Consider the following 21,404-nt stretch of genomic DNA (forward strand, 5'->3'; position numbering starts at 1 on the left):
TTTTCAACTGTTTTTGGTTTCATGATTAATATCACCGCGTTGCGCCGCCACCATCCTGCGGAGCAAAGAGCCTTTGGCGTCGCCCCCGAAGCGGGTGTATGGATGCGACGGTGACGGTCACTGACGTGACCGCTGTCGGCCCGGAGACGGTTGCCATCGAGTTCGAGAGCCCCGACGGCTTCGATGCCCAGCCGGGACAGTTTATCAAGCTGCTGGCAACCGTCGATGGTGAGGACTACGCTCGCTTTTATACGCTGTCCTCGCCTGACGTGGCCGACACCTTCGAGATTACAGTTGAGATCGACCCACAGGAAAGCGGCCCGTTTAGCGACCACCTCGCCGACCTGACAGCCGGCGATGGGATCGATATGAGCGGCCCGTTCGGTGCCGAATACTACGAGAGTGAAGCCCGTGTCGTCGTATTGGCAGGCGGCCCCGGTGTCGGCCCGGCTGTTGGCATCGGCGAACGCGCAAACGAGGACGGCAACACGGTACACATCGTTTACCGCGCCACCGACCCGGTACATGAATCACGGCTGTCGGCACTCGATTCGGCTGGTGCAACCGTCACGATCACTGACGACGACGGCTTTGCTGCCGCCGTCGACGAGGCACTCACCACCAACGACGACGAACAGGTGTTTGTCTATGGGTTTGCTGGCTTCGTTACCGCCGCAACCGACGCCATCGACGCCGCTGGCGGCGACCCGGACGCCGCCAAGATCGAAAACTTCGGTTAGTCGCCGCTGTTGACTGCGACACCTGTTCCGCTGTCAGACTGTGATTGTGCGTCGCCGCCGACCTGCGGGAGCAGGAGGGCGATCCGTGTGCCGGGGTTGGCGTCGTCAATGTGGATGTCGCCGCCGAGCAGTGACATCGCCCAGTAGACCAGCCACAACCCGAGCCCTGTCCCGTGTTGCAGCGGCGTTTCTTCGCCGCTTTCGATCGCTTTTCGTTCGTGTTTGGGGATGCCGGGGCCGTTGTCGGTGATCACGATCTCGACGGCTGGCTCGCCGTCCCGGACGACCGTTTCGGTGGTCAACTGCACCTCCGGGGTTGCGCGGTTGTTGTGGACGACGGCGTTGTTGACTAACTCTGAGAGGGCCATCTTCAGCCGCACGTCGGCGTTGACATACAGCGACTCCTCGGGGGCGTCGACGACGACGCGCGCTCCGGGGTGGCGATCCTCAAACTCTCTGGCGACTCGCATGAGCAATGCCTGCACGTCGCAGGCCGTTGTCGTCGACCGCCCCTGATCGAACAGCGAGCGGACGGTGACCGCTTTCTCGCTGAGCTCTTCGAGATTCGACACCCGGCGTTCGATCCCTTCGACGTGGCTTTGGAGCTCATCGTCGTCAAGCCCCGCGTTGAGCATCGCTGCGTTGCCATCGATCACGTTCAGGGCGTTCCGTAGGTTGTGTCGTAACACCCGATTGAGCACGTCTAACTGCTGATCGCGCTCTTTTCGGGTCGTGATGTCTTGAAGGGCGAGCTCGAACACCGGGCCGTCGTCGGTCTCGGTGACGATGCCGGAGACTTCGCCCCAAATCTGGTTGCCCGCGGCGGTCTCAAATTGCAGTTCGACGTTGTCGACAGTCCCTTCGGCCAGCAGGCGATCGCTGAAGGCCGCCCGTTCGTCGGGGTCGACGTAGATCTCGCTGACCGACCGGTTCTCGAAGTAGGCTTTCGAGTCAGCCTCAAGGATGTCGACCAGCCCTTGATTGACCAGTTTGAACTCGCCGTCTGGCCCCGGCGTTGTCCGGTAGACGCCGATCGGGAGGTTTTCGACGAGTCGCTCATATCGTTGCAGCTCACCCTCCCGGCGTTTCTGGTCGGTGATATCGACGTAGAGGTGGATGTATTCGTCAGCCTGGTCGCCCGCAACAGGGACGCCATGGAAGAGGAACTCCCCGGGGCCATCGACGGTCTCACAGGTCGTTTCGGTGGTGATCCGGTGGTCGCCCTCGTCGGTGTCGATCGGGCGACTATGCTGTGTCGACTCGCCGGTGTCGCTGTCGGTGACCTCAGGTACCATCGCGGTGCCGGGTGTTTCGTCGGTGTCGCCGAACGTGCGCTCAAACTCGGCGTTGCTGGCGATGATCTCCTCGGTGCCGTCCTCGACGACGGTGTCGGCGATCGGCTCGGGGATGGCGTCGAAGACGGCCTCAAACCGGTTGCGCTGCTCCCGAAGTTGGCGTTCGACGAGCTTGTTCCGGCAGGCCTCAGCAAGCTTCTCGTTGAGCGGCGTCAACGCCGACCGTGTTGCGGTATCGATCTCTCCGCCCTGTTTGCCGATGACGAGCGCGCCGAAGTCGGGCAGCGAAAACAGATAGCAGTGATCCCCGGCGGTCGGCTCGGTGTGGCTGGGAAACGCTTCGCTCGATAGCTCCGCAAGTTGGTCGATCCCGGCCGACAGTAAGGCGTTGCCCGCCGGATCGGCTGGGATCGTCGCCGTCGGCGTATAGCCGTCCTCGGTCGCCCGGAAGATGCCGCCGACCGAGCAGTTTAGCTTTCGGAGATAGCCCGCTAACGCGGCGTCGGCGGTCTCCGTGAGTGTCTCTTTGCCGCCGATCGTGAGGGCGATCTCATAGAGGGCTTGCACCCGCTGTTGGCGCTCAGGCATCGTCGCTCACCGCCGCCACAACCGCTGTTTTGTTGTAGTAGTCCAGATGGCCGGTGCCGTCGTTGGCGATCTCGCCGATCGTGAGGGCGCCAACCATCGGCCAGCCGCCGGCGTCGATCGCCGCGACCTCCTGGTCGAAGGTCTCATCGAGATACAGATGCCGGGAGATACAGTCAAACACACAGAGGGTTCCCGCGCCGTCGGCGATCGGCTTCTCTGTCAGAGCGGTTTCGGCTGCCTGCTCGGCGGCGTCGATCAACGAGTCGGGGTCGCCGGCCAGCACCGTTACAAACTCCCCTTCCGGCACGGGCCCGAAACAGGAGATCGCGTCGCCGTCGACAGCGAAGGGATCGCGGACGATCGGCTCGCCGTCCAGCCGGCTGATACCGAATGGGTAGGCGGTGGCGGTCTCGAAAAAGTCCTCGCGGTGGAGCGTCGCATCGGTGTTGGTCTCGATCGCTTCTTGGTAGACCTCGAAGGCCGACTCGCCGTCGAGTTCGCGGATCGTCCCGTGGTCGGCATCGGTGACGCGAAACGGTCCGGCGACCTCGTTCCAGCCGTGGCGGACGCCGATCCCGATCGGTTGGTCGACGGCAGCCATCACGGCTGCGTCCTCGATGATGCCATCGCCGGTAAACAGACACGGCTCGCCGCCGCCGTCGAGGCGGCCAGCCCCGCCGCCGACAACGCTGAGGCCGACGCTGTAGGTGCGGAACAGCGCGTCGATAAGCGATCCAACCCCATCGGCGTCGGCGTGGGCGTCGACAAAGACGAAGGCGGCTTCCGAGCTCCCCGCCGGCAGCGATGCATCAAGCTCGTCGTCGGCCTCGCTCAACTCGGAGACGACGGTAACCGTCGGCGACGTTGGGAGTCCGATCGCCAGCAGGCCCGACGTTCGTGACTCGCCGTCGACGATCACCTGTGGAAACAGCCCGCCACAGACCGGCACTGATAGCGACTCCAGCGTGGTCTCGAAGCTATCGGCGGTGATATCGACTGACGGCGTGGCCAACACCAACAGCCCCTCGACGCGCTCCTGTGAACTCAGGCTCGTCAGCTCGTCTCGGAGTACGTCACCGGACGCCGAGCTGTAGGCGAGTTCCATCAACTATCTGTTTTTACTAGTTATTATACTAAGTCCTTACGACACCTGTTGACACATCTCCCCAGCGGTGGTACAGCTGCCGCCGCAGATGTTGTTGCCGTCGGCACGCGCGCTCGAATCAGTACTGCCACCAGAGTATGCAGCACTGACATCGCTGTCTGCATGCGGTTTTGCGACGCTCGATTTTGCACTGCATTCTCATTCACTGCGAGATGGTGAGTAGATTTATCATGGACAATCAAGTGAGATCAGATACCAATGGCTGATCCCGATGTTGACCTCGAAGCCAGACTCGCCGAACAGGATTCCTTCGAACCGCCGGCTGACTTCGTCGAGCAGGCGAACGTCACCGACCCCGACATCTACGACGAGTTTGAGACCAACTGGCCGGACTGCTGGACGCAGGCGGCCGACCTCCTCGATTGGGACACCGAGTATACTGAGATTCTCGACGACAGCAACCCGCCGTTCTATGAGTGGTTTGCTGACGGCGAACTGAACGCCTCGGCAAACTGTCTCGACCGCCATCTCGACGAGCGCGGCGACGAGGCCGCCATCGAGTGGGTCGGCGAACCGACCGACGAGGCCAACCGCACCTACACCTACCAGGAGCTCCACGACGAGGTCAACGCCTTTGCTGCCGCCCTCCGCGCCCAGGGCGTCGAAGAAGACGATATCGTCACGCTGTACATGCCGATGATCCCGGAGCTCCCGATCGCCATGCTGGCGTGTGCCAGGATCGGCGCGCCGCATTCGGTCGTCTTCGCGGGCTTTTCGGCCGACGCCTTGGCGACGCGAATGAATTCCGCCGACTCCGAGCATCTGGTCACCTGTGATGGCTACTACCGCCGCGGCGACCCCCTGAACCACTTCGAAAAAGCGACCGAGGGGCTGGCCGATGTTGACCACGACACCGATACGATCGTCGTCAATCGCCTCCCCGACGACGATGGCTTCGATCACGATCTCTCGGGCCACGACACCTACGCTGACCTCGTCGCCGCCCACGACGGCGAGATGGTCGACCCTGTTTCCCGCAGTGCGGAGGACATGCTATTCTTGATGTACACCTCCGGAACGACCGGCCAGCCAAAGGGGGTCAAACACACGACGGGTGGCTACCTCTCGTGGGCGAGTTGGACCTCGCATGCTGTCCTCGATATCAAACCTGAGGACACCTACTTCTGTGCGGCCGATATCGGCTGGATCACCGGCCACTCCTACATCGTCTACGGGCCGCTCGCCTTGGGCACGACGACGATGATGTACGAGGGGACGCCGGATTATCCCGATCGCCACCGACTGTGGGAGATCATCGAGGAATACGAAGCCAACCAGCTGTACACCGCGCCGACGGCGATCCGCTCGTTCATGAAGTGGGGCACGGAGTACCCCGACGCGAATGATCTCTCCTCGTTGCGGCTGCTTGGCACCGTCGGCGAGCCGATCAACCCGCGTGCGTGGAAGTGGTACTACAAACATATCGGCGACGAGTCCTGCCCCATCGTCGACACCTGGTGGCAGACCGAAACCGGCGGGATGATGCTGACGACGCTGCCGGCGATCGGCGAGATGAAACCCGGTTCGGCGGGGCCGCCGCTGCCGGGGGTTAGTGCCGACATCGTCGACGTTCGCGGCAGCCCGGTCGGTGCAGGCGAGGCCGGCTATCTCGTCGTCAACAAACCGTGGCCCGGCATGTTGCGAACGCTGTACAACAACGACGACCGCTTCATCAACGAATACTGGCGGGAATACTCACAGGTCGACAGCAACGATTCGGCGGACTGGGTATACTTCCCCGAGGACGGCGCGAAGCTCGACGAGGACGGCTACTTTACTGTTCTCGGCCGTGTCGACGACGTACTCAATGTGTCGGGCCACCGCCTCGGCACGATGGAGATCGAATCCGCGATCGTCGGCGTCGAAGGCGTCGCCGAAGCCGCTGTCGTCGGCGGCGACCACGAGATCAAAGGCGAGGCAGTCTACGCCTACGTCATCACCGAGGATGGCTACGAGGAAGACGAGGAGCTCCGCGAGCGAGTTATCGAGGGTGTCGAAGACGCCATCGGCCCGATCGCTCGCCCGGAAAAGGTCGTCTTCACGCCGGAACTCCCGAAAACGCGCTCGGGGAAGATCATGCGTCGCCTGCTTGAAAACATCGCCAACGACGACGAGTTAGGAGATACGAGCACCCTCCGCAACCCTGAGATCGTCGACGACATTCAGACGGCCGCGGGCGGCGACGACTGACTCAGGCGGCACCGACGATCAGTTATTCGCCTTTTCGTTTCACAAACTCGAAGCCGTTGTCATCGGGGTCGCCGGTGGTGAGCTCATCGCCTTCGAGCGGTTTGGTCGCCCCGTCCATCCCGTCAGGATCGGCTTCGGCCGCGCTTTTGGCGATCTCCTCGGCGTTTTGGAGGTCGGCGACGCCGCCCATACCGAGCACGGAGTCATCATCATCCTCGTCGTCCGTCCCATCGCCAAGGACGAGGGCGTCAGCGATCTCCTGATACGCCATTGCTGCCGGGCTGTCCGGATCGAACAGACAGATCGGCTGGCTCATATCTTGGGCGGCCGCGACCGTCTCGTCTTCCGGCACCGCGCCGATCAGGTCGGTTTCGAGGAATGTCGCCAGCCGTTCGGGCGGCGGCGCGCGGCCAGTGCCCGCGCGGACGAAGACGACGCCCATCACCTCACCGTTGACGCGGTGGGCCAACTCGATGGTCTTCTTGGCATCGCGGATCGAGGCGACCCGCGGCGTTGAGACGATTAGTACCTCATCGGCCAATCGGAGCGGATAGATCGTCTCGGGGCTGACGCCGGCGGCGGTATCAAGCAGCACAAAATCGTAGGCCGGCCGAAGGCTCCGGATTACCGGCGCGAGCGCGGCGACGTTGATCGCGTTGAACTCCGCCAACTCGGTGCCCGACGGTAGGACGTGCATCCGGTCGTCGATCGGATACAGCGCCTCGGTTGTTGGGGCGGTGCCAGACAACACGTCGTGGAGGGTGCGTTCGGGTTCGAACTGCAGAAAGTCGACGATGTTTGCCATCGCCAAATCGAGTTCGACAACGGCCACTGTCTGGCCGGCTTGGGCGAGCGCCACCCCTAGGTTGATCGCGGTCGTCGTCTTCCCGACGCCGCCTTTCGCCCCCGCGACTGCGATAACGCGCCCGTCACCCATGTTCGCCACTCACGCCGACACAGGCATAAATCCATGTTATTAACATGTCGACCATTGGGACGGTCGTCCGGTCGTCGCGTCGTGAGCTGCAAGCCGAGTGTCTCTCAGAGATAGGCCGCGTCCCACTGGGACGCCTTGCGGCTGTTGGCACACTCCTCGCAATCGAGCCGTCCCATCGGATCCATCCCGACAGCGAGACTGCCACAGGCACCACAGATGAACCCGTATCGCTCGCTGCGGTCGCTGTCGGCGTAGACGACATAGAATGGGGCAACCGAGCCGTCGGCGCGCTCGTTGTACGCGGCATACCCGGTGCCGTCGGCGGTTCGCACCGCGGCGGTCAACACATCACCGTCTGCAGGGTCGGCACTCATAGCACAGTCTATCATGTACAATGACTAAAGATGTGCGTCCGTTCGATAAACCTGGACAGCTGTTCGATTTACGATCACTCTCCTCGCTGCGGCTGTGCGGCGGCGGCCGCCGTCACCGGTTCGCGTCGTCGTTGCTATCGGCTGTGGATTCGGTTCGCTCGTCGTCGTCGGTCGTCGATTCTGTCCGCTCGTCGGTGGTCGCTTGGGTGCCGATGCTCTCCGGCTCTACATCGTCGACACGGTCGGCGACGACGGTGACGGCGATCAGGAGCACGCCGAGAATGAGCGCGATCGTGATCGCGCCGTAGGCGGCCAACCCAAGCCGGGTTGCCGGTAACGGAATCAGAAACAGCAGTCGTGGTGGCTCGATCTGACCGACGACGCCCGCTGCGAGGTAGCCGGCAACCCCGGTAAAACAGACGATGCCGACGTAGATCCCAACGACGAGCCGTCGCCCGCCGACGTTCGTAGCCATATCCGTTGTGCGGTCGGCAGCCGGTTACCCGTTTCGTCCGACCGATGTCGTTTTGCCCCCGGCAGCCCAACACCGTGTATGGATGACAGCGATCTGCTCGGAATCGTTCTCGGCGGGATCGCGCTGATGATGTTTGTGACCGGCATTGTGCTGGTGATGTAGTCAGCCGACGCCGATTCAGCCGTCAGCGAGCAGCCGACCGCGGAACGTGTTGGCCGCGGCCTCGTCGGCAAAGGTGAGGACGAACCGGCCGCTCCACTCGCCGCCCGCTATCTCCATGGCGAGCTCAGCGTTGATTCCGAACTGATTGATTCGTTCCCGATCAAGGGTGATCGTGATCGTTGCCGTCTCGTAGCTGGTCTCAAGGTCGACAGCGGCGGCTGTCTGGGTGACCGATTCGGTTCCCGCCGCGGTGAGTTCGATCGGTACCGACGGCCCGGTCTGTGGTCGTGTTGAGACGGCACCGACACGTGCGATGTCGGTGGTCGTAAACAACGTCCGGCTGTCGTCGCCGACTTCGAGTGTTGCCTCCAGTGCAGCGTCGTCGTTGATCTCGTTTGCCCCGCTATTTACTGAGTCTTCGTCATCAGCCGCTGACCCTGTTGGCTGTTCCAGACAGCCGGCGATGCTCCCGGTGGCGAGCACTCCGCCGGATGCAAGGATCACTTCTCGTCGCAGCATATCAGTCCCTCAACAGCTGGTGGTGAAAAAAGACCGTGTCAGTCCGCGCCGATCAGTCGTCGTCGCGTTCCTCAGCGACTGCCTCCGCCTCATCGGCCGGCTTGCCGCCGTCGGTTGCGACCTCCTCGTCGCCACCGTCGGTTGCGATCTGGGTGTCGAGTTTCTGCTCGAACCATTGCCACTCGACGGTGCGCACGTTGTCTTGGCGGAGATCCCATGGATCGCCGCTTTCGACGCGTTTGCCCTCAAACCACGAGGAGACCATATTGTACAGCCAGATGATCTGGCCGATCAACAGTAGGAAGGCTCCGAGCGTGGCGACCTGGTGGAGCGTCGCAAACTGCGGTAGGTATGTCGCGTACCGCCGCGGCATCCCACCGTAGCCCAGCAGGATCATCGCGAGGAACGTGATGTTGCTGCCGACCATCGTGAGCCAGAAGTGGGCCTTGCCGAGACTGGCCTGGTACATCCGGTTGGTGACCAGCGGGAACCAGTAGTAGATACCCGCAAAGCCGGCGAAGGCGATCGCCCCCATCACGACGTAGTGGAAGTGACCCACCACGTAGTAGGTGTCGTGGAGCACGAGGTCGATCGGGATCGACGCGAGGAAGACGCCGGTGACACCGCCGATGATGAAGTTCGAGATGAAGCCGATACAGAACAGCATCGGCGTCGTCAGCCGCACCCGGCCGTTCCACAGCGTCGTAATCCAGTTGAATGTCTTCACCGCAGAGGGGATCGCAATCGCCATCGACACCGCCATGAACGACGCCCGGACGCGGGGGTCAATGCCGGTCGCGAACATGTGGTGGGCCCAGACGCCGAACGACAGCACGCCGATCGCCAGCGTGGAGTAGACAACGAACTTGAAGCCGAACAGCTTCCGGCCAGCAAACCGCGGGAGGACGTAGCTGACGATCCCCATCATCGGCAACACGAGGATGTAGACCTCGGGGTGGCCGAAGAACCAAAAGAGATGCTGCCAGAGGATGTTACCGCCATCAGTCAGGAAGAAGGCGGTGCCGAAGTTCCGGTCGGCCAGCAACATCAGCAGCGCGCTGCCGAGCAGCGGGAACGCAAAGAGGATCAGCCCAGACTGAGTGAGAATCGTCCACGAGAAGATATCGAGGTTCGCCCAGGAAACCTCCTCGCCGCGGTGGGTGAAGATGGTGGCGATGAAGTTGATTGCGCCCATCGTCGCCGCAACCCCAGAGAGATGCAGCCCGAGCAGCATGAGGTCGACGCCGGCACCGCCGACGGCGTCAGCACTCGGCCCAACGGCCCCAAGCGACAGCGGCGTGTACATCGTCCAGGCCGTCTGGGCGGGCCCAAACAGGCCCAGCGGTTTGGCGAAAAAGCCGGCCCAGATCAGCAGTGCGGCTGGCGGCAACAGCCAGAAGGCGATGGCGTTGATTCGGGGGAACGCCATGTCGTCGGCCCCGATGATCAGCGGGACGAGGTAGTTGGCGAACGCCGCGATAATCGGCGTCCCGAAGAGGAACAGCATCGTGATCCCGTGGCTGGTCAGCAAGGCGTTGTACGTCGATGTGCCGAGTAGTGATGAGGAGGTCACGAGATCGAACCGCATGAGGGTGACCATCAGGCCGCCGACCGCGAAGGCGATGATGCCGTACAGCCCGTAGAGGATGCCGATATCCTTGTGGTCGACGGTCGTTAGCCACCGGATGATCCCGGCCGGTTTCTCTTCGTCAATGTAACCGGACTCCTCGATGAAGGAGCCCCCACCGCCGACAGGGGTGTACGATCGCCAGTTCTCAATTCGTGTGAGGAACGTGGCGACCGCGACGAGGAACACCCCCATCAGCACGGTCACTGCGATCTGCGCGTTGAGTTCCATACAATTGGTATGGACATCGTACCCTAAGAATGATTCGGGTCCCACCGGCTGATCGGTGGAGGGATGCTCGCTGAGGTCGCTGCTTCACTCCCACATTCATCCGGCTCCTTGGCTGCCAAAATTGTAACTGCAACTGAATATACAGCGGACTACAAAAATGGATTTATATACTGGCTAATTCAACTAACTGACAACTGGGGGACGCAGATGGGGGCCAAACAGCTACTGAAGGATTACGAGGATCGGTTTCCGGATGGAACCATCCCCGAGATCTCACTTGTTATCACCAATCAGACTGATCGTTCCTTTGGGGCGGTCAGCAAGACACTCTCGACGCATCTGGCAACGGGGTTTGCCAACACTGACATCCCCAATACTGCAGACGTTCGCTATCGCGTTCGGCAGTGGAAACAGCTCTGTGCCGAACTCAACGGCCTCGATCAACAGCATCTGCAACTCCGAAAATACGAGACTCGTGGTCGGACACAAGACCAGCCAACCCCACAGCAAGCGACCGCGACCGACAGTCGATTGGTGCGACCACCCACCTGCGTCGGCGAAGGGTCGGTGACGGCCTACACCCTGCCGTCGGGGCGGCGGGCGATCGTGCTTCGACGCGCCCCGCGATCAGCGACGACAACTCGCAGTCGACGTGGGACGGAGTACCGCGGCAGTTTTGAGGTCGTTTTCACCGAGAGCCTCACCGCCTTCTACACACAGCAACTGAAACCGCTGGGCTGGCGGTGTCCGGATGACGTTCCTACGTCCAAACCACGGTCGACGCAGACACGCTGAGCGTCGGTCGACTGACCGCCGCTATTTGAGTTCCGCGTCCTCCAAAGCTTCATTCAGATCCGCCCGCACGCGTTCACCCGTCTCCAGATCAGGCGCGGTTGTCACCAGCCGGTTTTCCTGAACACTGGAGCCATCCCGCAGCAGCATGCGGACGTTGCCGTTGTGGTCGGCGCGGGTGATCTTCGCGCGGAGACTGCTCTGTGAGCCCTTACCGCCGGCATCGATCGGCCCGGGGATGATTTTCTTAATATGGGGGTGGTCGGCAACGATGCTGATGGCGTTGCGGCCGGCGCGATCGCCGATGATCGTTGAGTGGCTCCCGCCGATCTTCTCCCGTGGCGGGATGTCGACGACCTCAAGGGCTGATTCGCCGCGGCGGTTGCGCACCGTCTCGACGGGCGTCTCATCCGGGACGCGATAAAACTCGTAGTGGAGTTGTTTGCGGGTCTCTCGCAGCGGGTCGCGCTCGCCGGCGGCAAAGACTGTTTCAGGCCGTTTCCGGCGAATCTCGTCGGCAACCCGCCCGGCGAAATTGCGGAGTTCAACCACGGTGGCGCGGTCGTCGTGGGTATTGTCGACCTCAGGAACAGTTGTGATCGTCGTCTCGCCGACGATTGTTTCGCCGTCGAGCATCGTCAGCGTCGCCGCATCGCGCTCGAAGACGGCGACGACGGCATCGCAGTTGGCGGTGTCACAGACCAAACAGTAGTCGCCTGGGCGGTCGAGATCGGTGTGACACTGCCGGCACTCCATAGCTGTCTGTACAACGCGGTACCTAAAACGCCGTTCGTTTGCGGCTGTTGGCTGGTCGCCGATGGCGGTAGTGACAGCGACTACGCCACCTGCAGTCCGGTCATCACGCCGTAGCCGACGACAAACGACAGCCCAAGCGAACCGGCCCACGCACCGACGGTGACCAGTAGTTTTCGGGGGTCGACTGCCGACCCCCCACCGACGGCTGCACCGCCACCGACGATCCCGCTGACGATGATCTCGTTGAACGACACCGGCACGCCCAGCAGTACTGCCACCTGTGCGATCAGAAACGCTGGGACGAGGGCGGCGATCGACCGCCGGGGGCCGAGATCGGAGTAATCCTGGGCGAGTGATTTGATCATCCGCGGCGCGCCGAGCCACGACCCTGCGAGGATGCCAACCCCACCACCAGCAAGGATGATCGCCGGCGAGAGAGCACCGACTGTCGAAAACAGCGGCAGCAGCGGCCCGACCGCGAGCCCGACCTGACTACCGCCCGCCGAAAAGGCGACCAGCGAGCCCAACACGAGCAGCACGTGTCGCAACCCGCCGGCCTCATCGCGATTGATATCCCACCGAACGACCGCGGCGATCCCCACGGCAACCACGGCGGCAACGCCGGCGGTTGTGCCCAGTCCGCTGCCGACCTGTCGGCCGACCGCGCCCGTGAGCGACCCCATCGTGCCGCCGGGGCCGAGAAACGCAAACTCGACGTTTGCGAGGACGACGCCGACGATCGCCGCCAACACGGGGACGGTGACCGTCTCGGGGGCGTCTGGTCGTGGCAACACGCTGGCGATCCCGTAGGCGATCCCGCCGCCGACGACCGGCGTCAACACCCAGACGGCACCGACCTGCTGGTAGGTTGCCCAGGCGGGCGCGCCCCCAATCGCCAGCCCGACGCCGACGACTGCGCCGGTGACGGTGAAGGCGGTGGCGATCGGATACCCCGTGCGGATGCCGACGGCCATCAGCCCAGCCCCGACGAGTAAGATCACGATGACGCCGACAGCGGGGATCTCAACGCCGCCGATCAGCCCGCTGCCGACGGTCGCCGAGACGTTGGCGCCTTGGGTGATCGCGCCGGCAAAGCCGAGCAGGCCGACGATGAAGGCGGCCTGCATCGTCGGGATGGCGTTGGCGCCGACCGCCGGCGCGAAGGGGGTCGCCCCGCTTGAGCCGGCTCCGATCACCCACGCCATGAATAGACTGGCGAGTCCAGCGACGAGAAACAACGCGATAGCTGCAAGTTCCATGAGAGTATGATGAGAGAATCGTGTGGTTCAGCCGTTAGTCCGCACTCGCGGGTGCGGCATCGGACTGTGCGCTGCGACTCCGCCAGACGCCCTGGGCGTAGGCGCCGATGAACATGCCACCGATCGCCCACAGGATCGGAAAGTTGCCGACGCCGAGGCTGGCGTACCCCGCGCCCGGACAGATCCCGGACAGCCCCCAGCCGACGCCGAAGATGCCACCGCCGATCAACACGTTGCGATCAAAGGATTTCAGCCGGCGACCGAAGCCGTCCCCGGTCAGTGGTGCGCGGTCAAATAGCCGTGGGACGACGATGTAGGCAAGCCCGGTGACCGCCGCGCCGCCGAACATGACAAACAGCAGCCCGAAGTCCTCGAACTGCAGGAAGTCGAGCACGACCTCCGGGCGGGCCATATGGCTGTAGCCCAGCCCGAACCCGAAGATCAGCCCGCCGACGAGGATCAGCGGCATGAACAGGGGATGGCGGCCCTCGTTGCCTGCGGCGGTGCTCATGGCGTCACCCCCAGTGCGGCGACGACCTGAGCGGTGATGATCGCGGTCAACAGGAAGGCGAGCACCCCCGCGATCGACGTTTTCGACGCCGAGCCGACGCCACAGACGCCGTGGCCGGAGGTACAACCTTTCCCGATCCGGGTGCCGACCCCGACGAAGATCCCACCGAGGAGGAGTCGCCACGGGGCCACGTCGGTCGTCCACGCGCCGCCCTGAAAGACGACGGCGTAGACGGCCGCCCCGAGGATGATCCCCAGCGTGAACACGAGCCGCCAGTCGCGGGAGCCGGCGTATCTGGCGAACCGCGAGCGATCGGAGACGTACGACAGCGTCGACTCAAGAAACGTGCTCGCCCCGGCGTTGATCGCGGTGCCGGCGTAGATCGCGGCCGCGCCGAGTCCGACGAACAACCCACCGATCGCATACCGGCTGATCCCGTTGGGGAACAGCTCAGCGACCGTCTGCAGGACGAGGAGGTCGGCGACCATCGGTCGGCTCAGTCCCCCGCCATCGACTCTTGGCTGGCCGCGCAGTTGTTCGGGCCGAGCTCAAGGGTGAATGCTTCCTCATCGTCGGCCGTCTGCTGGCCGAGGTTGGTTTCGATGATATCGATGTAGTTGGCCGGTCGGGGCGGCATGTCCGCCAAGATCTCGTCGACGAACTCGTCTTTCGGCAGCGTTAGGGGGTCCATCTCCTCGACGAGATCGCCGATCGGCGCGGTGTAGGTGCCGTCGGCGGCTGGCTCGGCGGCGTCACTGAAGTGTGCCCCGCCGATCAGCGTCTCGTCGGGCAGCGTCAGCACGCGCTCTTGCAGTGAGTCGTAGAGCATCCGGGCGGCGTCGGGCGCGCCCTCGTCGCCCTCTTCGAGATCCGGCCGGGCGACACTCTCGATGAATAGCCCATCGCCGGTCGCCAGCAGCGAGTCGTCGACGAGATAGGAGGTCATCCCGGTGGTGTGGCCCGGGGTGGCGACCGTCTCGATGGTCGCCTCGCCGACTTGGAACTCGTCGCCATCTTCTGCGGTCGTCAGCTCGTCGGCGTAGGTGACGCCACGGTCGACGGCCGCCGCCGGGATGACGCCCTCGACGCCCTCGTCGTCGAGATCGCGAACGCCGCTGATGTGGTCGGCGTGGATGTGCGTGTCGAGCGCGTATTTCAGGTCGACGCCGAGCTCGTCGGCGTCGTCGAGATAGCGGTCGGTGAACGCGCGTAGCGGGTCGATGACGGCTGCTTCGCCGTCATCGTAGACGAAGTAGCCAAGACAGCCCGAGGAGGGGCGTTGATACTGCAGGAGGGTGCCGGCTCCATCGTAGTCGGTGACCTCGACGGCGTCATAGAGCCGTGCCCAGCCGTTCATCCCGTCTTCGAGATGGATCGCGTCGTAGTCGCGTTCGAGGAGCGTGCCGGCGACGTACTCGCTGGCACCACCCTTCGCACAGAGCACGACGAGCTCGCGGTCGTCGGGGATCTGTTCGAGCACGTCGTCGACCTCCTCGTCAAGGAACTCGAAGTACGGGATGTTGATCGACTCGACGCTCTCGTCGTCGATGTGCCACTCCTCGTATTCGGAGGCCATCCGCACATCGAGGATGGTGACCGCCTCGCCGTCGTCGATCCGGCCTTTCAGCGCTTCCGGCTCGATACTAGTCACGTCTGCATCTGGGGTTGGAAAGTCGTCAGCGTCCATGTGAGACATCACTCTCTACAGGGTGGGGATACAAAAGAGTTTGTATAGTAATTCCCAATATATACAATATAGATGGCTGCACCACTCGCGGCGAAACAGGCCGTTAGCACGGCGAATTCACCAGATAAATGGCTAAATATCCTTTTCACGTGCGAGATGTTGCAGGGCGCGGCCACAGTAATTGTTTGAGAGATGCACACTAATCGGTATTCTTTTATATCCTGCTCCAATATTGTAGGGTAACTCCAATACAAACGGAGTCCACACAGCATGAGCGTAAACTACGACGTTACCGAGACGCTTGACGTGAAGGGTGCATCGTGTCCAATGCCGGTTGTCAAAACCAAATCCGCCATCGACGACGTGCCGGAAGGCGGCGTCCTTGAGGTGCTGTCGACCGACAAGGGCAGCATGAGCGATATCGACGGCTGGGCGGCTGGCACCAGCGGCGTCGAACTCCTCGACCAGGTTGAGGACGGCGACGTGTACAAACATTACGTCGAGAAGACGGCCTAACATGAGCACAGAGCCATCCAGTACCGCTGACGGTACCCAGCCGAGTGCCGCCGAGCTGCAGGCCCGCGTCGAGGAGTTAGAGGAGACGGTTGCCGCCCTTGAAGCCGACGACGAGCAACAGAAGATGACGATCGTGGCGACACAGGGCACCTTCGATATGGCCTATCCGCCGCTCATCTTGGCGAGCACCGCTGCCGCCTTCGGCTGGGATGTCGTCGTCTTCCATACGTTCTGGGGGCTCGACATTCTCCACGAGGAGAAGTCACAGAACCTCCAGCTGTCGGCGGTCGGCAACCCCAACATGCCGATGCCGAACGCGCTGGCTGCCCTCCCGGGGATGGATCGGCTCGCCACGCGCATGATGCAGTCCCGGATCGACGACAACGGGACGGCGACGATCGAGGAACTGATCGACCTCTCCTTGGAGCAGGGCGTTGAACTCCAGGCCTGTCAGATGACCATCGAGCTGATGGACTACGACGAGGACGACTTCTACGACGATGTGACCGTCGGCGTCGGCGCGGCCACCGCCCTCCAACACATGGCCGAATCAGATATTCAACTGCTGGTCTAATTCGGGTACTGCGCTTTTGCCAGCGGTTGCAACAGGATCGCCGCCGCCGGGAGACCGACTATTTTGCGCTGCGGTTCCAAACGGCGTCGCTATTTGATCACTGTCTCGAAAAAAGGCGACTACTGCGTGTCTGAACCGCTTCTGTTCTTCACCTCGACGACAGCTGTGCGCCAACAGCTTAGTCGTCAGCCGGCGACAGCCGATCCGCGGTGGCGACGGTGTCTGCGTCGGCGATCCCGGCCGCGCTGAACTCATCGACGAACGCATCGAGCAGTTCGGGATCGTCGGCGCCGATAAGCTCCTGCTCTGCGGTCGTCGACTCGGCGTCGACGCCCAACCGCTCGGCGACCAGATCGCTCGTCGATTCGGCCATCTGCCGGTAGGTCGTGAGCTTGCCACCGACCGCGCTGACGAAGTTTTCGACCCCGTCGTCCGCGTGGTCGAGCCGGAAGAAGTCCCGCGAGACATCGCGGCCGTCACCGGCCCCGTCGTCGGGCGCGTACAACGGCCGAACACCCCACCACGTGCGTCGTTCCGGCGCGTCCTCGACGGGTGGCAACAGCTCCGCGCTCTTGGTGCGGAGTTCGTCGATCTCCGCGGGATCACGGTCGTAGTCGTCCGGGTCGTCGATCGGCACGCTCGTCGTCCCGAGGATCACCTCCGATTCGTGTGGGACGACGATGTCGGCGTTGCTCGGTTCGCGGGCGCGGTTCAACACCACGTCGAGCTCGTCGTACTCGACGGCGGTCATCGCCCCCCGCGAGAGGAACATATTGATGTCGACGCCAGCCATCGCCCCGATCTTGCCGGCCCACGGCCCGGCGGCGTTGACGACGTACTCGGCGCTGATCTCGTCGTTGACCATCCCGCCGACGGACACACTGGTGATCCGGCCGTTCTCGACGGTCATCTCTTCGACCGGCGCATGCGGGTAGATGCTCGCCCCGTGCTCGCGGGCGTCCGCTGCGTTCATCGCAACCAGACGGGCGGGATAGGTGATCGCATCGGGGACGGTGAAGGCCCGCTCGACATCGTCAGGGAGTCCCGGCGCGCGTGCCTTCGCCTCGTCACCGTCGATGACCTCGGTTGGAATCCCGATATCCTCGCAGGCCTCGCGCTTCCGATCGAAGTACGCGGGGTCGTCGTCGCCGAGCTGGACGAACAGCCCACCGGTCTCCCGTACCGCCTCGCCGGCGATCTCTTTGAGAATCCGGTTTTCGGCGATACTCTCCTCGGCACTCGGGCGGTCAGTTTCGGCGTAGCGCGCACCGCTGTGGAGCAGCCCGTGTGACCGGTCTGTCGTCCCGCTGTCGAGGCCATCGCGGTCGACAAGCGTCACATCGACCCCGCGCAGTGCGAGGTCGCGGGCGATCCCGGCTCCGGTCGCGCCGCCACCGATGACCAGCACTGTTGTTTGTATCATACAATTCTATCTTGTTTATACAGCCCTAAAATAGTTTCTTCGGGATGAATGCGGCAATGTAGCGAATAGTGTGTTCACAAAATATACAATACAGATGCCGACACCGAATGGACAGCACGCGTTTGTCGTTCGACTGTTTGCCTCGGCGTTCCTTCCAACTGAGAACTCGATCACCCATTTATGCGGTCTTGTGCCGTTCACACAGCTATGACACCGCAGTATGTGATCGTCGGTGGCAACGCTGCCGGGATGAGCACCGCGACGCGGCTGCGACGACTCGATGAGACCGCCGAGATCATCGTCCTCGAACAGGGCGAACACGTCTCGTATGCGAGCTGTGGACTACCCTACCACCTGAGCGACACCGTCCCCGAGGAGAACCTCGCGGTGATGGGCGTCGAGCAGCTGAGTGCCGCCTTCGATCTCGACATCCGCACGGGCGTCACGGCGACCGATATCGATCCGGACGCAAAGACCGTCTCGGTGGTCGACGCCGACGGCGAGTCGATGACGATCGCCTACGATGATCTCGTCGTCGCAACTGGAGCCGAACCGCTCGTCCCGCCGATGTTCGACCTCGACGAGCTGGCGCACTGTCACACCCTCCGCACCGTTTCGGATGCGACAGGCATCCGCGAGGAGGTCGCCGACGCCGAGCGCGCACTCGTCATCGGCGGCGGCTACATCGGGCTCGAAGTCGCCGAAAACCTCCACGAGGCCGGCCACGATGTGGTCGTCGCGGAACTGCTCGACCAGGTGATGCCGAACGCGCTCGGCCCGGAGCTGGCGGCGATGGTCGAGTTGCACCTCCGCGAGCAGGGGATCGATCTTCGGCTGGAGACCGGCGTCGACGAGCTGACCGAACCCGGCGACGAGACAGTCGTCGCCACGATGGACGACACCGACCACACCTTCGATCTCGTTGTCGTCGCCACCGGTGTCACCCCGCGGACGGAACTGGCCGAATCGGCAGGCGTCGAGTTACACGACAGCGGCGCGATCACTGTCGACGAGCGAATGCAAACCTCGGTCGAGTCGATCCACGCGGTCGGCGATGCGGCCGCCCCACCGGCAGCCCGTGCCGACGGGAACGCGTGGGTACCGCTCGGTGGCCCGGCCAACCGCATGGGTCGCGTCGCGGCCAACGATATCGCGGGCCACGACGACCAACTCGATCCCGTTTTGGATACGGCGATCGCCAAGGTGTTCGACCTCGATGTCGGCACCGTCGGCGACACCGCCGCGACGCTCGACGAACGGGAACAGTCCTATGAGGTGATCTACACGAGCCAGCCGGATCACGCCGAATACTACCCCGACGCGACCGAGATCCAGTTTAAACTCCTCTTCGATCCCGACGACGGGACGCTCTTTGGCGCACAGGCCATCGGCGAAGACGGCGTCGACAAACGAACCGACGTGTTGGCGACGGCTATCGTCCACGAAGACACCGTTTTTGACATCCGGGATTACGATCTGGCGTACGCCCCACCATACTCGGCCGCCAAGGATCCGGTCAACATGCTGGGGATGATCGGCGCGAACGTCGTCGAGGGCGTCGCCGACATCGTCCATCTCGATGAGTTCCTCGCGCGTGAGGACGACGCGACCGTCATCGACACTCGCCCACCCGAGATGCGCGAGGCCCAGGGCTGGATCGACGGCGACGAGAACGTTCCGCTCGGCAAGCTTCGGGAGTGGGCTGCCGACGCCGACCCGGACGAGGAGGTCTTCACCTACTGCAAGATCGGCAAGAGCTCCTACATGGCGACCCGGATTCTCGCTGAACACGGCATCGAGGCGAGCAGCCTCACCGGCGGCTACTACCGCTACGAGGCCGCGGTAGACAGCGACGAAGCCGACGCCGCCGACACCGAACCGGTGACAGCAGAACAGTAACCGCCGTCACTGGAGCTGCCTCGGGCTATCCTGGTTCACTGCCAGTAGCGTTATTGTGTTAGAAGAGCAATATTGATGTATGGCAGCAGAATCACCGCCTGAGGGGTGGGCCGACAGCATTAGACAGCAGCGCGAGGCAAAGCGTGACCACTTCAAACGGTCACCGCGGTCGCCGCTACCCGACGCCCAGCGCGGCGCGTCGTTTCCGGGTCTCGCCTACTACGAACCCGATCCAGCCTATCGCTTCGTGGTGCCGCTGGAGGAACACGAGACGAAAGAATCGGTCACCGTCGAAACGACAGCCGACGGCGAACAGACGTATCTCCGCTGGGGTGCGTTCAGCTTCGAGCTTGATGGTGAAACGTATACCCTGCAGGCGTACCGACCGGATCGGGAGGCAGATCGGTTCTGGGTGCCGTTCCGCGACGCAACGAGCGGGGAGACGACCTACGGAGCCGGTCGGTATCTCGACCTCGAACCCGACACCCACCGCGTCGACGACGGGTGGATTCTCGATTTCAACGCGGCGTACAATCCGACGTGTGCCTACAACCACGCCTACGAGTGTCCGATGATTCCACCCGAAAACTGGCTCGATGTCCGCATTGAGGCCGGCGAACAGGATTTCCCGGGTGAACCTGCCGATCCCCGCTGAAGAGGAACCCGGTTAGACAACGACAAGCCACGCAGCGACGACGGCTGCCGCGCCGCCGAGTGAACTCACGGCGGCGTGGGTGCGCAGCCGATCTTGGAAGCGATGGGCGTCGCTGTCGCCTGCGGCGTCGACGGGGCACGTGTCACTGCCGGCGGTACACTCCGGCAGCAGGTCGACGGCGACATGCAGGAAGACGCCAGCCCCGAACCCAAACAGGAGGCCACGTAGCATCGGCGACGGCGACAACCCGGTCATTCCGACCGGCAGCGCGATCAACCCGACAGCCGCCGCCGGCAACAGGAGTGCGACGACCGATCGATCACGGTCAGCCAGCCGCCGGGCGGCGGCGTAGCCGGCCGGGGCCTTGTGTGAGACGAGAGCCACGCCGAGAATCGATGTCAGCGACGGCATCGCCGTGTAGATCGCCCCGATGATCGCACCCGCTGCTAACGCGTGGACGGTCAGCTCTGCGGCCGTCTGTTCGATCGGGAGGTTGAGATGCGTGAGGCGGTGACCGAGTGCGTGGCCGACGTAGCCGGTGAGGAAGCCGGCCGCGATCCCAAGGCTTCCGAACCGGCCGTGCTGGCCGAGTGCCTGCGGAATCAGGAACAGCGCGGCACTGGTCACCATCGCGCCGCTGGCGAGGCCGTACCCCCAGACAGTTTCGACGGGCCGGGCCGTCTGGGCTGTTCGCGCCCCCAGCGGCGCGCCGATTGCCATCGCGGCGAAGGCAACCCACGAGATCGCCAGGAGCTTCCATGTTACCCCGACGCTGTAGGCGAGCACGGAGAGTCCCCCAAGTGCGACAACGCCGGTGATCCCAACTGCACGTTCAGCAGTGGCTTGCGTTCGATGCGCTGTCTGCACCGACGATAGTATTTGCTGTATTGTCATTTCTCTACATTAATAAATACACATTTCGTATTATTAATTCTTGTGACGAGATGGATGATTCCACGAGAAACGGCATTAGACGAAATAAAGGCTTATGAAAGCTATTCATTGACTGCTGCTCTGTAACTATCAGCG

The 21,404-nt window shown here is 63.1% G+C and carries 21 protein-coding genes; 7 read left to right on the forward strand and 14 right to left on the reverse strand.

Features of this window, described 5'->3' with window-relative positions:
* The first annotated feature begins 98 nt into the window (after nt 1-98).
* On the forward strand, nt 99-740 hold the full coding sequence (locus DM826_RS02365; RefSeq protein ID WP_120101023.1) for an FAD-dependent oxidoreductase: 642 nt from the start codon (nt 99-101) through the stop codon (nt 738-740).
* Here the strand turns inward: DM826_RS02365 and DM826_RS02370 are convergent.
* Together DM826_RS02370 and DM826_RS02375 are read right to left on the reverse strand one after the other, a co-directional pair.
* Complete coding sequence (locus tag DM826_RS02370) at nt 737-2,623, reverse strand: sensor histidine kinase (RefSeq protein WP_120101025.1); 1,887 nt, start codon at nt 2,621-2,623, stop codon at nt 737-739. The genes DM826_RS02365 and DM826_RS02370 overlap by 4 nt on opposite strands.
* A complete protein-coding gene (locus DM826_RS02375; RefSeq protein WP_120101027.1) occupies nt 2,616-3,728 on the reverse strand; it encodes an FIST signal transduction protein in 1,113 nt (370 codons plus the stop codon). Before DM826_RS02375 ends, DM826_RS02370 begins: the two co-directional genes overlap by 8 nt.
* A gap of 258 nt (nt 3,729-3,986) precedes the next feature.
* Between DM826_RS02375 and acs the strand changes: the two genes are divergently transcribed.
* Nucleotides 3,987-5,978, forward strand: coding sequence for an acetate--CoA ligase (gene acs, locus DM826_RS02380; protein ID WP_120101030.1), 1,992 nt, complete (start codon nt 3,987-3,989; stop codon nt 5,976-5,978).
* A gap of 22 nt (nt 5,979-6,000) precedes the next feature.
* Here acs and DM826_RS02385 read toward each other — a convergent pair whose 3' ends face one another.
* The 5 genes from DM826_RS02385 to DM826_RS02405 form a co-directional block, all read right to left on the reverse strand.
* On the reverse strand, nt 6,001-6,915 hold the full coding sequence (locus DM826_RS02385; protein ID WP_120101033.1) for a MinD/ParA family ATP-binding protein: 915 nt from the start codon (nt 6,913-6,915) through the stop codon (nt 6,001-6,003).
* A gap of 104 nt (nt 6,916-7,019) precedes the next feature.
* Nucleotides 7,020-7,289, reverse strand: a complete 270-nt coding sequence (locus DM826_RS02390; protein WP_120101036.1) for a DUF5816 domain-containing protein — start codon at nt 7,287-7,289, stop codon at nt 7,020-7,022.
* 112 nt (nt 7,290-7,401) lie between these two features.
* A complete protein-coding gene (locus DM826_RS02395) occupies nt 7,402-7,764 on the reverse strand; it encodes a DUF7520 family protein (RefSeq protein ID WP_233735652.1) in 363 nt (120 codons plus the stop codon).
* Between the two features lie 177 nt (nt 7,765-7,941).
* Nucleotides 7,942-8,445: a preprotein translocase subunit SecD family protein gene (locus DM826_RS02400; protein WP_120101039.1), complete on the reverse strand. Its 504-nt coding sequence runs from the start codon at nt 8,443-8,445 to the stop codon at nt 7,942-7,944.
* Between the two features lie 52 nt (nt 8,446-8,497).
* On the reverse strand, nt 8,498-10,267 hold the full coding sequence (locus DM826_RS02405) for a cbb3-type cytochrome c oxidase subunit I (RefSeq protein ID WP_120101362.1): 1,770 nt from the start codon (nt 10,265-10,267) through the stop codon (nt 8,498-8,500).
* Nucleotides 10,268-10,510: 243 nt separating this feature from the next.
* Between DM826_RS02405 and DM826_RS02410 the strand changes: the two genes are divergently transcribed.
* A complete protein-coding gene (locus DM826_RS02410; protein WP_120101042.1) occupies nt 10,511-11,098 on the forward strand; it encodes a hypothetical protein in 588 nt (195 codons plus the stop codon).
* Nucleotides 11,099-11,119: 21 nt separating this feature from the next.
* Here the strand turns inward: DM826_RS02410 and DM826_RS02415 are convergent, their stop codons facing one another.
* The 5 genes from DM826_RS02415 to DM826_RS02435 all read right to left on the reverse strand — a co-directional run bounded on the left by DM826_RS02415 (nt 11,120) and on the right by DM826_RS02435 (nt 15,308).
* Complete coding sequence (locus DM826_RS02415) at nt 11,120-11,851, reverse strand: DUF2103 domain-containing protein (RefSeq protein ID WP_120101044.1); 732 nt, start codon at nt 11,849-11,851, stop codon at nt 11,120-11,122.
* Between the two features lie 80 nt (nt 11,852-11,931).
* Nucleotides 11,932-13,110, reverse strand: coding sequence for an inorganic phosphate transporter (locus DM826_RS02420; RefSeq protein ID WP_120101046.1), 1,179 nt, complete (start codon nt 13,108-13,110; stop codon nt 11,932-11,934).
* A gap of 34 nt (nt 13,111-13,144) precedes the next feature.
* Complete coding sequence (locus DM826_RS02425) at nt 13,145-13,621, reverse strand: DUF6691 family protein (protein WP_120101049.1); 477 nt, start codon at nt 13,619-13,621, stop codon at nt 13,145-13,147.
* Nucleotides 13,618-14,109, reverse strand: coding sequence for a YeeE/YedE family protein (locus DM826_RS02430; RefSeq protein WP_120101051.1), 492 nt, complete (start codon nt 14,107-14,109; stop codon nt 13,618-13,620). Before DM826_RS02430 ends, DM826_RS02425 begins: the two co-directional genes overlap by 4 nt.
* An 8-nt stretch (nt 14,110-14,117) precedes the next feature.
* A complete protein-coding gene (locus DM826_RS02435; protein ID WP_120101054.1) occupies nt 14,118-15,308 on the reverse strand; it encodes an MBL fold metallo-hydrolase in 1,191 nt (396 codons plus the stop codon).
* Between the two features lie 270 nt (nt 15,309-15,578).
* On the opposite strand from DM826_RS02435, the gene DM826_RS02440 reads away from it, so the two are divergent.
* Together DM826_RS02440 and DM826_RS02445 are read left to right on the forward strand one after the other, a co-directional pair.
* Nucleotides 15,579-15,824 (forward strand): sulfurtransferase TusA family protein, encoded by a 246-nt coding sequence (locus DM826_RS02440; RefSeq protein WP_120101056.1) that lies wholly within the window; start codon nt 15,579-15,581, stop codon nt 15,822-15,824.
* 1 nt (nt 15,825) lies between these two features.
* Entirely contained in the window at nt 15,826-16,398 is a 573-nt protein-coding gene (locus DM826_RS02445; RefSeq protein ID WP_120101058.1) for a DsrE/DsrF/DrsH-like family protein, read from the forward strand.
* 178 nt (nt 16,399-16,576) lie between these two features.
* Here the strand turns inward: DM826_RS02445 and DM826_RS02450 are convergent, their stop codons facing one another.
* Nucleotides 16,577-17,821, reverse strand: coding sequence for an FAD-dependent oxidoreductase (locus DM826_RS02450; protein WP_120101061.1), 1,245 nt, complete (start codon nt 17,819-17,821; stop codon nt 16,577-16,579).
* A 207-nt stretch (nt 17,822-18,028) separates the two neighbouring features.
* Between DM826_RS02450 and DM826_RS02455 the strand changes: the two genes are divergently transcribed.
* Complete coding sequence (locus DM826_RS02455) at nt 18,029-19,720, forward strand: FAD-dependent oxidoreductase (protein WP_165853231.1); 1,692 nt, start codon at nt 18,029-18,031, stop codon at nt 19,718-19,720.
* Between the two features lie 79 nt (nt 19,721-19,799).
* A complete protein-coding gene (locus DM826_RS02460) occupies nt 19,800-20,375 on the forward strand; it encodes a DUF1684 domain-containing protein (protein ID WP_120101065.1) in 576 nt (191 codons plus the stop codon).
* A 12-nt stretch (nt 20,376-20,387) separates the two neighbouring features.
* On the opposite strand, the gene DM826_RS02465 is transcribed toward DM826_RS02460, so the two are convergent.
* Nucleotides 20,388-21,242, reverse strand: a complete 855-nt coding sequence (locus tag DM826_RS02465; protein WP_233735656.1) for a ZIP family metal transporter — start codon at nt 21,240-21,242, stop codon at nt 20,388-20,390.
* Between the last annotated feature and the right edge of the window lie 162 nt (nt 21,243-21,404).

The organism is Halonotius aquaticus (genome assembly GCF_003605575.1).
GTDB classification, from domain to species: Archaea; Halobacteriota; Halobacteria; order Halobacteriales; family Haloferacaceae; genus Halonotius; species Halonotius aquaticus.